This is a genomic window from Arthrobacter sp. FW306-06-A (assembly GCF_021870055.1).
Classification (GTDB): Bacteria; Actinomycetota; Actinomycetes; order Actinomycetales; family Micrococcaceae; genus Arthrobacter.
Genome location: NZ_CP084552.1, coordinates 4193528 through 4205838, shown reverse-complemented (window position 1 = coordinate 4205838; position 12311 = coordinate 4193528). Strand labels below are relative to the sequence as shown.

At 61.8% G+C, this 12311-nt stretch carries 10 protein-coding genes and 1 pseudogene; 8 read left to right on the top strand and 3 right to left on the bottom strand.

Going from position 1 to position 12311, the window contains the following annotated elements:
• Positions 1–134: 134 nt before the first annotated feature.
• Positions 135–425 (bottom strand): hypothetical protein, encoded by a 291-nt coding sequence (locus tag LFT49_RS19665; RefSeq protein WP_236803097.1) that lies wholly within the window; start codon positions 423–425, stop codon positions 135–137.
• 541 nt (positions 426–966) lie between these two features.
• On the opposite strand from LFT49_RS19665, the gene glgX reads away from it, so the two are divergent.
• The 6 genes from glgX (at position 967) to LFT49_RS19635 (ending at position 8199) form a co-directional block, all read left to right on the top strand.
• Complete coding sequence (gene glgX, locus LFT49_RS19660) at positions 967–3180, top strand: glycogen debranching protein GlgX (protein ID WP_236803098.1); 2214 nt, start codon at positions 967–969, stop codon at positions 3178–3180.
• Between the two features lie 671 nt (positions 3181–3851).
• A complete protein-coding gene (locus LFT49_RS19655) occupies positions 3852–4655 on the top strand; it encodes a hypothetical protein (protein ID WP_236803099.1) in 804 nt (267 codons plus the stop codon).
• A 235-nt stretch (positions 4656–4890) separates the two neighbouring features.
• The gene (locus LFT49_RS19650; RefSeq protein WP_236803100.1) at positions 4891–5190 is read left to right on the top strand and encodes a DUF4193 domain-containing protein; all 300 of its coding nucleotides are present in this window, start codon (positions 4891–4893) and stop codon (positions 5188–5190) included.
• 71 nt (positions 5191–5261) lie between these two features.
• Positions 5262–6497, top strand: coding sequence for an ATP-dependent metallopeptidase FtsH/Yme1/Tma family protein (locus LFT49_RS19645; protein ID WP_237429157.1), 1236 nt, complete (start codon positions 5262–5264; stop codon positions 6495–6497).
• The gene (locus LFT49_RS19640; protein ID WP_237429156.1) at positions 6494–7237 is read left to right on the top strand and encodes a hypothetical protein; all 744 of its coding nucleotides are present in this window, start codon (positions 6494–6496) and stop codon (positions 7235–7237) included. Before LFT49_RS19645 ends, LFT49_RS19640 begins: the two co-directional genes overlap by 4 nt.
• Before the next feature lie 335 nt (positions 7238–7572).
• Entirely contained in the window at positions 7573–8199 is a 627-nt protein-coding gene (locus LFT49_RS19635; RefSeq protein WP_236803102.1) for a mechanosensitive ion channel family protein, read from the top strand.
• A 210-nt stretch (positions 8200–8409) separates the two neighbouring features.
• On the opposite strand, the gene LFT49_RS19630 is transcribed toward LFT49_RS19635, so the two are convergent.
• On the bottom strand, positions 8410–8643 hold the full coding sequence (locus LFT49_RS19630; RefSeq protein ID WP_236803103.1) for a hypothetical protein: 234 nt from the start codon (positions 8641–8643) through the stop codon (positions 8410–8412).
• Positions 8644–9799: 1156 nt separating this feature from the next.
• Here LFT49_RS19630 and LFT49_RS19625 point away from each other — a divergent pair.
• Together LFT49_RS19625 and LFT49_RS19620 are read left to right on the top strand one after the other, a co-directional pair.
• A pseudogene (locus LFT49_RS19625) lies at positions 9800–10221 on the top strand (Hsp20/alpha crystallin family protein).
• Positions 10222–10317: 96 nt separating this feature from the next.
• Positions 10318–10806, top strand: coding sequence for a general stress protein (locus LFT49_RS19620; RefSeq protein ID WP_237429155.1), 489 nt, complete (start codon positions 10318–10320; stop codon positions 10804–10806).
• A gap of 306 nt (positions 10807–11112) precedes the next feature.
• Here the strand turns inward: LFT49_RS19620 and LFT49_RS19615 are convergent, their stop codons facing one another.
• Complete coding sequence (locus LFT49_RS19615) at positions 11113–12204, bottom strand: hypothetical protein (RefSeq protein ID WP_236803105.1); 1092 nt, start codon at positions 12202–12204, stop codon at positions 11113–11115.
• Positions 12205–12311: the final 107 nt, after the last annotated feature.

The window sequence follows — 12311 nt, the reverse complement described above, 5'->3', positions numbered from 1 at the left end:
GAAGCGGCAACTCAACGCACTTTTGGCCGCCCAAACCCATGCCCAGCGCTCCGTCTGCCCAGTGGGCCGGGCTTACCCGGCAGATCCTGGTCATCAGGGCATAGGCCCTGCATGTGCCGCCCCGCGCCCGAGTTTTAGAACGGTTCCTCGCGTGCGTCCGGGTAATCCTCTTCGTCATAGAAGGGAGGCGCCGCGGCCTGTTCGATCAGATCTGCTTCCGAGGCCTCAAGTCCTGCATCCTCTGCAGTCACCCTGCGGCCCGTCCCGTAGGGCAGCACGTCTGTACGCTGCTCGATGACATCCGCTTCCGGGGCCTCGGCGGGCAGCGAGCCCACGTCGATTTCTTCGGTGCCTTCAGGCAGAACAGGTATCTGCTGCTCGAACGCGTCAGCTTCCGGCGCTTCTGGCCGTGATCCACGGTTCATTTCTTCCTCCTGTCACCTCCAGTGCTGATTCCCCGGTCCAAGGACGTGCACCGGGAGATCCGGACTTCGCACCTCCTTGCATTAGTTTGGCACCGGCACCCAAAAAAATCAGCGGCCACCTGGGAACACTTTTGCTGGTGGCACCCAAGGCACCGGCGGCACCGGAAACAACGTCCCAACCTGGTGAACGGGAAGGTGCCCAGCGACACCGCCCCGGGGGCGCCGTAGTCTGCCACCGCCCAAGATTCCGTTCAGGACTGACAAGCCCGGGACGTTCCGGTTTCAGAAGCCGAACGGAGAGGCCCAAAATGCGGCAAAGCCCTCGTCCCATCTGGTTATCTTCGTGATGATGGGTGCCACCTATGACGGCAGTAAAGTGGGGCAGCCTGAATTTCAGGTCCATCCAATGTTTCCCTGGCCAGCAGGCTCCCCAACCGAAATGAACATACTAAAGACGGGCCGGCCGCGGCCTGATGGTAGATGGCGTCCGCCGTGGCCCTTGGTGTGGTTGGATGGGAGCACTTTCGATAGGGAGGTGAACGTGGAGGTCTGGACGGGTAGTTCTTATCCGCTGGGTGCCACCTATGACGGCAGCGGGACAAACTTTGCTCTTTTCAGCGAGGTGGCAGCAGAGGTGTATCTGTGCTTGTTTGATGACTCCGGGCTGGAGCAGCGGATCCGGCTCGAGGCTGTGGATGGGTTCGTGTGGCACTGCTACCTTCCGCACGTCCTGCCCGGGCAGCTCTACGGTTACCGGGTGGACGGCCCCTACGACCCGGCCCTGGGCCTGCGCTGTAACGTGAACAAGCTCCTGATGGACCCCTACGCCAAAGCCATGAGCGGAACCATCAACTGGGGCCAGACAATGTTCTCCTACAACTTCGGAGATCCTCATTCCTTCAACGCCCAGGATTCGGCACCTGACGCGATGCGGTCAGTGGTGATCAGCCCCTTTTTCGACTGGCAGCATGACCGGCCGCCGAAGGTCCCCTACAACGACACGGTGATTTATGAGGCCCACGTGAAGGGTCTGACCATGACCCATCCCGAGGTCCCGGAGAAGGAACGGGGAACCTACGCCGGCATCGCGCACCCCGCCGTGATCGAGCACCTGCAGAAGCTGGGCGTCACGGCCATTGAGCTGATGCCTGTACACCAATTTGTCCAGGACAGCGTGCTCCAGGAAAAGGGGTTAAGCAATTACTGGGGATACAGCACCATCGGGTTTTTCGCCCCGCACGAAAGCTACAGCTCCAGCACCCGCCCGGGGCAGCAGGTGCAGGAGTTCAAGGCGATGGTCCGTTCCCTGCATAGTGCCGGCATCGAAGTGATCCTCGACGTCGTCTACAACCACACAGCCGAGGGCAACCACCTTGGCCCCACACTGTCCTTCAAGGGCATCGACAACAGGGCCTACTACCGGCTCATGGACCAGGACCAGCAGCACTACCTCGACTACACAGGGACCGGAAACACCCTGAACGTCCGACACCCCCACGCCCTGCAATTACTGATGGATTCGCTGCGGTACTGGGTGCTGGAAATGCACGTGGACGGTTTCCGTTTCGACCTCGCCGCCGCCCTCGCCCGCGAATTCTACGAAGTAGACCGGCTCTCCAGCTTCTTCGACCTCGTGCAGCAAGATCCCGTGGTCTCCCAGGTCAAGCTCATCGCCGAACCATGGGATGTCGGACCCGGTGGCTACCAGGTAGGCAACTTTCCTCCGCTGTGGACGGAGTGGAACGGGAAGTACAGAGATGCCGTCCGCGACTTCTGGCGCGGGGCGCCGGCCACCCTTGGGGAATTCGCATCCCGGCTGGCCGGTTCCGCCGACCTCTACGAAAGCTCCGGCCGCCTGCCCGTGGCCTCCATCAACTTCATCACCGCCCACGACGGATTCACCCTTCGCGACCTCGTCACCTACAACGAAAAACACAACGAGGCCAACGGGGAAAACAACAATGACGGCGAATCCCACAACAGGTCCTGGAACTGCGGGGTGGAGGGCTCCACAACAAACCCCGAGATCCTCGCCCTGCGGGCCAAACAGCAGCGTAATTTCCTTGCCACGCTATTCCTCTCCCAGGGCGTTCCCATGGTCGTGCACGGCGACGAGCTGGGAAGAAGCCAGCAGGGCAACAACAATGCCTACTGCCACGACTCACCCCTGTCATGGATCGACTGGGAAACACCGGATCAACCACTCATCGAGTTTCTCGCAGCCGCCAGCGCCCTCCGCCGCGAACATCCCACGTTCCGCCGCAACCGCTTTTTCAACGGACGTCCCACCCGGCGAACCCTGAACCAGCCCCTGCCGGACATCGTCTGGCTCAACACCGACGCCTCCGAAATGGTCCCCGAAGACTGGGACAACCCCCTCGCACGTGCACTAGGGGTGTTCTACAACGGCGACGCCGTAGGCCGCGACCACCGCAACCGACCGATCCGTGACCACCACTTCCTGCTCTACTGCAACTCCGGGGACAGTCCCGTGGTCTTCAAACTGCCTGGCCCCGACTATTCAAAAGCATGGGAACCACTGATCGACACCGCCGGAGAACGAGCCGGCCAAGGCTTTATAGGGGCCAACGGAACCGTGGAACTGGAGGGAAAATCACTCCTGGTCCTCCGCGCCTACACACAACCAGCAAAGAACCCCGACAACTCGGTGGCAGCATCGGTGGCGTCGCTGACAAACCCCACAAAGGACAGCACCAAAAATCTAAAAACGCCGCTACAACCCGAGCGCAGCTAGGGCCGATCACCCAACTCAGGCCGTGAATAGGGCGAGCCGACACGAACCTCCGCACACTCGTCGACAGCCTTCCGCAAGACGCCGATAGCGCCTGCCGGATGGACGGTTACGTGATCGAAAACGGTTAAGTGGCAACTGGGTGAGGGATCCCTACCAGCACGCGAACCGGTCGGACGCACTGGTTCTCTGCAGGGCAGATTTCCCAGTCGTCCGCGCCGCCTGTGCAGTGCCCACTAAGGCTGTGCTCATAGAATTCGGACGGGTGCCAGGAGGCCCCCGTCCTGAGAGCCTTCAGCTTGTCCCTGCAGGGCAAAACCAGAGCACTGGGCCGCGGCCGCAAAGAACGTCAGGTGCCCGAAAAGGGGACCCTGACTGCTGCCGGAGGTACTTTACTAGCGCCGGTTCCGCGGCGTTCCTGAATCGTGCGGGAGGATCTGCGTGAAGAACTGTCACCTTTCGGAGACCGTCGGCCCACACTGCTTGTCGCCAGTGCCGATCCCGGATACTCATTGCTCACCTTCCGGAGATAGTTGAGGAAAAGCCACCTCGGGCGTAGGAATTTAAACTCGCCGGGCGAGGTATTTTAAGATGCTTCGCCGATGGGATGAACACCTTTTGTGGATACCGACCGACCATCCCCGTAGAACCACTGAACGGAGATAGTTGAAAAAATGACCAATACTGCAAAGGACGAGACCGAAGAGAGAGTCAAGGAAGCTGCTGTGACCGGGAACGCCCTCGGCCTGAGTGCCAGCCAGGTCATTGCCGGCGGCGCCGCCGCCGCAGTGGCTTCCATCATTGGCGGGCACCTCGGTCTGACAGGAACCGTCGTCGGTGCCTTCATTTTCAGCGTTATATCGGCCGTTGCGCTGCCGCTGTTCCGCGCCTCTCTGGAAAAGAGCCACGCCCAGCTCAAACGCGTCATGCCCAGACGCGGGACCGGGGCAGTCCGGACAACGCCACCGCAAAGTGTCCCCAGGACCGTGCGGGCAACATCTGGCAAGGTCTCCGCTGCGCAGCTGCTGCCGGATCGGGCCTTGGGAACTCTTGCCGGTGTGCAGCATGCGCCCGGCAAGTCACCCAGAGTCCCAAAGGCCCGGAGTGCTGTCGGTGGAACAGCCCTCATCTTCCTTGTTGGTCTGGGGTCAATTCTTGGCTTCCAGTCAGCCACGGGCCTGGCCCTCTCGGAGGGGACCGGTGCCCTCCAGTCGGGTGTTTCCATGGTCGTCTCAGACGCTACTGAGAACAAAGTCGCTCCACCCTCGGACCCGACACCAAACGCGCCGACAGAAGAATCGGGCACTGTGCCACTGGATTCAGCCACCGAGCCCGCTGAACAGCCAACACCGACACCCACCCGCACAAGCCACCCCGATCCAAGCGCGAAGCCCACGGCACCGGTAAGCACGAACGCCCCGGCACCTCCGAGTCTGCCCCGCCCGCTGGTGACGTCCAGTACCGTGCCTACCAGATAGATTTCCTTGGCTGCAGGCTGGAGTGCCGCCTGTTGCTACCGGGAATCTTCCACGACTCCTCTACGGGCAGAGAAGCGCGGGCCCAAGGAGTTGTACGGGCTTCTCCTCTGGCCGTGCGGGGTCGCAGTGCAATTTTGTGGGTTCGTCAGCCAGGGCAGGAGGGCATGGAATATGGCGCCGCCTGGCCGGGTTTAGCAGTGGTCCCTTGATTGATTGGAAGTGAAGGAGAATCCGAATGTCCGTTGACTACGACGCGCCCCGGGTAACGGCCGAAGACGAGGCCACCGAATCCCTCCAGGAGCTTAAGACAGAGGCTGCCACCCCTAAAGGGGCTGTCATCGACGTCGATGAGGCCGATCTTGCCGAGGCTTTCGAGCTGCCTGGCGCCGATCTTTCCGGTGAGGAACTCCTGGTTCAGGTCATCCCGGTCCAGGCGGATGAATTCACCTGCATGTCCTGTTTCCTTGTCCACCACCGCAGCCAACTCGCCAAGGAAAGGGACGGAAACAAGTACTGCTGCGAATGCGAGGACTGAAGCCTTGACGGCGGGCAGGGACGGTAGCTAGAAACGTGAACACCGAAAGTTGTGGATATCGGAGGTGAATCGTGAACGAACCGGCGGGCCATCAAAACAGGCTGGGCCAGAACGCGCATGGGTCCCGCTCTGGTTCCTGGCCCAGGGTGCCGTGGCGGACCGAGGGCCTGCCCGCGGCCCGGCACGATCGTGGCAAACGAGGCCAGTGGTGGCGGACTCTGCTGATTGTTCTGCTGTACGTGGCTGTGTTCGCTGTCCTGACGGTCCAGGACCAGCAAAACCAGCCTCAATCCGTTTCCTACACCGAATTTAAGGCGCAGGTGCGGGCGAACAACATTGCGGAGATCTTCGCGAAGGGCCAGAGCATTGAGGGTACCCTGCGCAGCGGAAGGCCCCTGCCCGGCAGCGACGGCAGGAACTACAGCCAGTTCACGACCGAGCGCCCTCTCTTCGCCGATGACAACCTTCTCAGTGCACTCGAACAAAACAACGTCACGGTCCGCGCCACCCCGCTCGTTGAGGAACGCGGTGTTCTGACAAACCTGCTGATTTCGGTGGCTCCCATCGCGCTTCTGGTCCTCTTCTACCTGTGGCTGTTCAAAAAGCAGTCAGGCATGCTCGGAACAGGCGGATTAGGTGCGGGGAAAAAGTTTCGACCCGTGGACCCCGACAAGGTCCGGGTGACGTTCAAGGACGTAGCCGGTATCGATGAGGTCGAAGCGGAAATTTCTGAAGTCGTTGATTTCCTCAAAGACCCCAAAAGATACCAGGCCATCGGCGCCAAACCGCCCAAAGGCGTCCTGCTCAGCGGGCCGCCGGGGACCGGAAAGACCTTGCTGGCACGGGCCACCGCCGGTGAGGCCGGGGTACCGTTCTTCCACGCAAGTTCCTCCGAATTCATCGAAATGGTCGTCGGCGTCGGAGCCAGCCGGGTGCGGGAGCTTTTCCAGGCCGCCCGCAATGCTGCCCCTTCCATCATTTTCATCGATGAAATCGACGCGATCGGGCGCAAGCGAAGCGGCTCCCTGACCGTAAGCGGACATGATGAACGCGAACAAACGCTGAACCAGATCCTCACCGAAATGGACGGATTCTCCTCGTCCGAAGGAATCGTTGTCCTGGCAGCAACAAACAGGCCCGACGTCCTGGACCCCGCCCTGCTGCGCCCGGGCCGGTTCGACCGCTCCATCACCGTCCACGCACCAGATCAGCCCGGCCGTGCCCAGATCCTGCGCGTCCACGCCGGAAACGTCAAGCTAGCCGCGGATGTGGACCTTGACGCGATCAGCCGCATCACCCCGGGATGACCGGGGCCGAACTGGCCAACCTCGTCAACGAGGCAGCACTGCTGGCCGTCAAACGCTCCCGCCCCGCGGTCACCCAGCGCGACCTGCTTGACGCGCTGGAAAAGGTCCAGCTCGGCACCGTCAGGAACGTGGTCATGCCCGCCGAGGAACGCAGGCGCACCGCCTACCACGAGTCCGGGCACGCTCTGCTGGGAATGCTCGAGCCCGGCGCCGACCCTGTCCGGAAGATCTCGATCATCCCGCGCGGCCGTGCACTCGGTGTCACCCTTTCCACGCCCGACACAGACCGGTACGGGTACGACGAAAACTACCTCAAGGGCAGAATCGTCGGCGCACTGGGCGGCATGGCGGCAGAAGAGCTCGTCTTCGGGGTCGTCACCACCGGAGCCGAAAGCGACCTGCAGACCAGCACCCACCTGGCCCGGATGATGGTCGGACGGTGGGGCATGTCTAAACGCATCGGGCCCGTCCAGGTCCTCCCCGAGGAAGGGGACCCCCGCGCCGCCGGCGTCTCCGAAGGCATGCTGGACCTCGTCGCCGAAGAAGTCCGTGCCCTGGTCGAGCAATGCCATCAGCGCGCACTGGCCCTCCTGCAGGAAAACCGCTGGCGCCTGGACAAACTCGCCGAACGACTCCTGGAACAAGAAACCCTCGAAGAACAGGAAATATACGAAATCGCAGGCCTTCACCGCATCCCGGCAACCGCCTCCACCACACCCCAGATAACAACCGCGCTATGAGGGAACGCCGATAGCCCGCTGGTCATAGTTCTTCGGGGTGGCTGCTATTAAAGTCGATCTAGTGGGAATCTGCCGTCGAGGGCAAACTTCACCGGCGGGTACAGGCCGTCGGCGCAGGTTCAGCTATCCAGTGACCCGGCCCGCCAGCACCACGCTGCTGCCGGACCCGTTGTGGAGGGCGGTACTGATGTGCTCCGCGCACCCGGCCCTGAAGGGCCAATCTGTGCACTCAAGCCAGCGTCGAAATCAGTACTGCGGCTTGCTGCCGATACGCTAGAAGCCCAATTCTTCAACCGCGGATGTTTCCGCCAGACAAAAGGCAGGTGTGCGACAGAATGTTTTTCACAGGCGATAAATGGATCGCCGTCGTTCTCCAGATCGGGATCACCATAGGTCTGGGGGCCGTGGCTTGGGGTGTGGCCCGCTGGGTTATTTCCCGCATCGTGCGGCGGGTCAGCAACGGTTACGCGATGCTGAGGAAGCCCCACTTTCGCTGGGCGCAGCCCGTACTGCGGACACTGGATCACGAACGCAGGGTCCAGCGGGCAGAAACCATTGGATCACTACTGACTAGCACTGTTGCGGTCCTTATCGTGGTGACTGTGATCATTTACACACTCGGCGCTCTGGATGTAAACATCGCACCGCTACTCACGAGCGTCGGGATCTTAGGCGTCGCGATCGGCTTCGGCGCTCAGCAGCTTATCCGTGACTTCCTGGCAGGGATCTTCATTACCCTGGAAGACCAGTACGCCATCGGTGACGTAATCGAGACCAGCGAAGTTGTCGGAACCGTGGAGTCGGTGGGTCTCCGTATTACCCGTGTCCGGACCGAGGACGGAGCCGTCTGGTACTTGCGGAACGGAGAGATACTGCGGGTCGGAAACCACTCACAAGGCACCTACACGCCCTCCACGGACGGCATGTCACCAGAAAAGGTTTCGGCCCAGGCGGGAAGCTAAGGCCACAGAAAAATGGGACACCTGTCAGGTTGGGGTGTGCACCAACTGGGCGAACTCGCGTCCAACGGCGCTCCAAGGGTGCAGGACGCTGCCCGCACATGGGGCGCATGAGCGCTGGCGGCCCGGGCAGGAAGGTAGCCGGTGGGCTGCGTCAGACCGTTCCCGGTACGGATTCTTGCCGGTTCGTGGGTTGCCGGTTTGGCTGGGACGTCAGGCGGTGACCATGGCGAAGGCCAGGATCAGTTCGGTGATGTCTCCGGCGTAGTACATCAGTTCTCCCGCCTGGCGCAGTTCGGCGGCAGTGGCGGTGACCGTGACGTACAGGCCGGCGTAGAGCAGCTGGGAGATGATGGCGTGCGCGGCGATCGCCACGCCCAGGATGACGAGTCTGGCCGGGACTGTGTCCGTGGACAGCGCTGCCAAGGGCAGCGGCTCGGCCTTCACCGGTTCCGTCTTTCCTGCTAGCGGCAAGGAGAACTTGAGCTTTTACGGCTTCAATTCCTCCGTCACACGGTTGAGGATCGACACGAACCCTTCCTGCGTGGGGACCGTGCTGACCTCTGTTAACGGTGAACCCTCCATTATCATCCTTGATTCGGACGCGCGTACGGACGGGAAGGTGCCCGTCCTCACGGTGGCAACAGCATTCGCCGTGGATGACGGTAAAAAAGTTTGGGTCCTACAGAAGTGCCAGGTCCCTCCACCGGCGGCCTGATCTCGCCAACACTTTCAAAGGACTCACCGCCGAGAAAGCGCCCGGCACAGTGCTCGTTGCCGATACCGGTGCAGTGCGCCCGGCCGGGAACAACGCTGTACGAGCATCACGGCACCGTTCTGCTCGGCAACGGTCCGGCCCTGTCCGCCGTCGACGCGGCTCCGGCCAGGTGTTGTGGAGCTCCAGCGACCTCCACCGGCCGCCTGGGGCGGACCGTGGGGAGAGGATTGAGCAACCAACAGATCAACCAGGAGATGGTGCTGGCAGAACCATCACAGAAACCAACTCAGCGCGGCCGCGATGGGACAACTTGCGGGGGCCGAACCTCTCCCACAGTTGCCGGTTGGGCTTTGGCCCGGTGAGGTAACCGACGGAATAAGCCCTTGACGATTGGCCCCGACACTCTCCAGACTCACTTCTAAGGGGTTGATCGGATTGACCTTCTTTTCAGTCCCTTTTTATCGGGGCCTTCTGGGGCTATTGCCGCCAGAGGGACCACTATCGCCGGTTGCAATCCGTTTTGAGGGGTTGCGAACGGGGTAGGAACCAGGCTGCTCCTACCCCTCTCGGTTGCCCTCGCCATCGCGCATCTAATTCTGTCCTTCGCAGGCTGGCCGCACCGGCCCCCTCCACCCCCACCGCTGACCGTTTCGGGGCTGCCTGCAGAACCATCAACAGGGCCTTGTGGGGCTTTTGGTAAGTGTGCTTAGCTTATTTCACCGCCGGTTCCTCCGTAACCCCTGATATGGGCCCGGCTGGTTGGTTGCACATAGGACGTGCCTAAGCAGACGGACGTCTCGTCAAGGGAACTCCCTGGCGCCCCGTCGAGGGAATCCCGCACCTTTCCCCAAAACAAAGAACGATACTTTTCAGGAGCACACCCGAATGCTGATCCGTACAGACCCTTTCCGTGAACTGGACCGGCTCGCACAGCAGGTCATCGGAACTCATGCCCGCCCTGCCGCCATGCCCATGGACGCGTGGCGTGACGGCAACGAGTTCGTTGTCGAGTTTGACTTGCCCGGCGTGGACCCGGGGTCCATCAATGTGGACGTTGAACGGAACGTCCTGACCGTGCACGCCGAACGCAAATCCAGGTCAGGGGAGAACACCGAGATGATTGCCTCCGAACGCCCCTGGGCACGTTCAGCAGGCAGGTGATCCTAGGCGACAGCCTCGATGCCGACAACGTCAAAGCAAGTTATGACGCCGGTGTGCTAACTATGCGCATCCCGGTGGCCGAGAAGGCCAAGCCCCGCAAGATCGAAATCAGCCAAGGCTCCCAGGCACCGCAGATCGCCGCCTAAAGGGACTGGAGGTTTCTCGGCAGCGCTTTTGGAGCTGCCGAGAAACCCCGCTCCGGTCCAGTACTTCTTCAGGACATAAAAGACGAGTGTGAGGGAATGAGAAAAGTTACCACGGGATCCGAAAGTTCCCTGGCCGGTTCCTCGACCGGCCGTAGTACCAAGTCAGTGCTTCGCGAGTTCAGCAATTATGCCGAGGCCCAGCAATTGGTGGACCGGCTCTCCGATGCCGGTTTTCCCGTCGAACACGTACAGATCGTAGGAACCGGGATCCGCAGCGTCGAGCAAGTCACCGGCCGCCTGACCAAGGGCAAGGCCGCTCTCTATGGCGCCGGCAGCGGGGCCTGGTTGGGCCTGCTGATCGGGCTGATCTTCGGGCTGCTCACCGTGGGGCCGGTATGGATTATGATCCTGCTAATCAGTCTGGTCCTGGGCGCCTTTTGGGGAGCTGCCTTTGGATTCATCGCACACGGGGCAACCAGAGGACAGCGTGATTTCAGCAGCATCCATGCCCTCGAAGCAGAGCGGTATGCAGTACTGGTCAGCGACCAGCACTTGAACGAAGCGTCCCGGCTGGCTACAGCCTGACAAAAGCCAGACAGGAAACCAGGCACACTGCGAGGGACTCATGGGAAACGTACAGGGCCCTTGTTCCTCATCGGCGATGCATGACCGAAACCTTGAATCCCGTTCAAAAACCCTGACTGTCATTGATGGGGTCGCACGGATCTACCTGATCCGCTCTCCATTAGCCATTGGCGCCTCCACCGTCAACCCTTTGGCCCCGGCAGGACGGCGGTCGTACTGCCGCCCAAGTCTGTCACAGCCGGTCCTGCTCGCTGACAATGGAAAAGAACAGGGCATCCGGAAGTGGCCTTAGGAGCCAATTGTGTGTCAGGAGCTGGATCGGGTGTAGGCGGCGGCGCGGACGACGTCCTCGTCTTCGAGTCCGGCTCCCAGTGCTCCGCCGATGGTGGCCAGGCTCGCAGTGAGCCAGCTGAGCTTCGCGTAGTCCAGGACATCTACCGGGCGCCCTGCGACACCGGTCAGCACCCCCTCGTCAACGAGCAGGAACGCCCCGACCAAGGACAGAATGAACAGGGCCAGATAGAACACCAAGACGCCGATGACCACGGTCGCGGCGGTAGCCAGATTGAACAGGGTTACCTGCTCGCGCTGGGCCCGCCGCCGGGGACGCTCCCACAACCCGCCCCCCAGGATCAGGGTTGCACTCACCGTTACGATTGCCATGACCGCCAGCAATGCCAGACGGACTGGTCCGTAGGCCAGGGCAAGGAGCCACAAGTCGGAGGCCACGAGCGTCAAAACCCCGGTGGCCGCTGCCACGACCAGCGCCCGTGACAGCCTCGCGATGAAGGCCCAGGGGCGGTTGGCGCGGATCATGCCCAGCAGCAACCGCACGTTGCCGCTCAGCACCCTGGCCGTGAACTGCACGACATTGTCTTCCGGGCGCTCTTCCAGGTCAGTGGATAACTGGTGTGCTCTGCGGGCGAGGTTCTGCTGGGCATCGACGTCGGCGACGTTGTAGTCCAACAGTTGCCCAACGACCTTCACGGTGGTGTCCTGCGCTTTTTGCCGCAGGTGCCTGGCTCCCAGGGCGGGGACGGCAACCAGTCCTACCCCATGCACGGGGCTCAGCTGGGTGAGCACCGGGCGCCGGCCATCCTTCAGCGGTATCTCGGTGAGCACCACGGCCAGATCCCAGCCTTCCTCCAGCACCCGGTCCCGGGCTGCCTCGAGCAGGTTCAGGGTCGCGGTCGGTGGACTTACCAGCCTGTCCTCGCCGACCGTTACCTCCCAGCGCACCCCGGGATGATGCTGTGTCAGGGCCTCGTGTACCGCGGTGCTGATGTCCGGGCCGAGCACCTCCGTCAAAGGTGGCGAGACCAACAGGCCGATGAGCAGTTCAGAGTCTTGCTGCAGATCGGCAGGTTCGGAGGAGGATTGGAAAGGCTTGCTATTCACCCATCTATGGTGACGCAACAACTGCCCGACCGCCATCAGCGGCGGTCGATACCCGATGGTAGAGGAGCAGCAACCGTGTCATGCTCCAGGTGGTGGCGTTCATGCTC

Excerpts from the sequence above, each read along its gene's own strand:
- LFT49_RS19620 (WP_237429155.1), top strand. The coding sequence starts at position 10,318 with ATGAGAAAAGTTACCACGGGATCCGAAAGTTCCCTGGCCGGTTCCTCG.
- LFT49_RS19640 (WP_237429156.1), top strand. The coding sequence starts at position 6,494 with ATGACCGGGGCCGAACTGGCCAACCTCGTCAACGAGGCAGCACTGCTG.
- LFT49_RS19655 (WP_236803099.1), top strand. The coding sequence starts at position 3,852 with ATGACCAATACTGCAAAGGACGAGACCGAAGAGAGAGTCAAGGAAGCT.
- LFT49_RS19665 (WP_236803097.1), bottom strand. The coding sequence starts at position 425 with ATGAACCGTGGATCACGGCCAGAAGCGCCGGAAGCTGACGCGTTCGAG.
- LFT49_RS19635 (WP_236803102.1), top strand. The coding sequence starts at position 7,573 with ATGTTTTTCACAGGCGATAAATGGATCGCCGTCGTTCTCCAGATCGGG.
- LFT49_RS19650 (WP_236803100.1), top strand. The coding sequence starts at position 4,891 with ATGTCCGTTGACTACGACGCGCCCCGGGTAACGGCCGAAGACGAGGCC.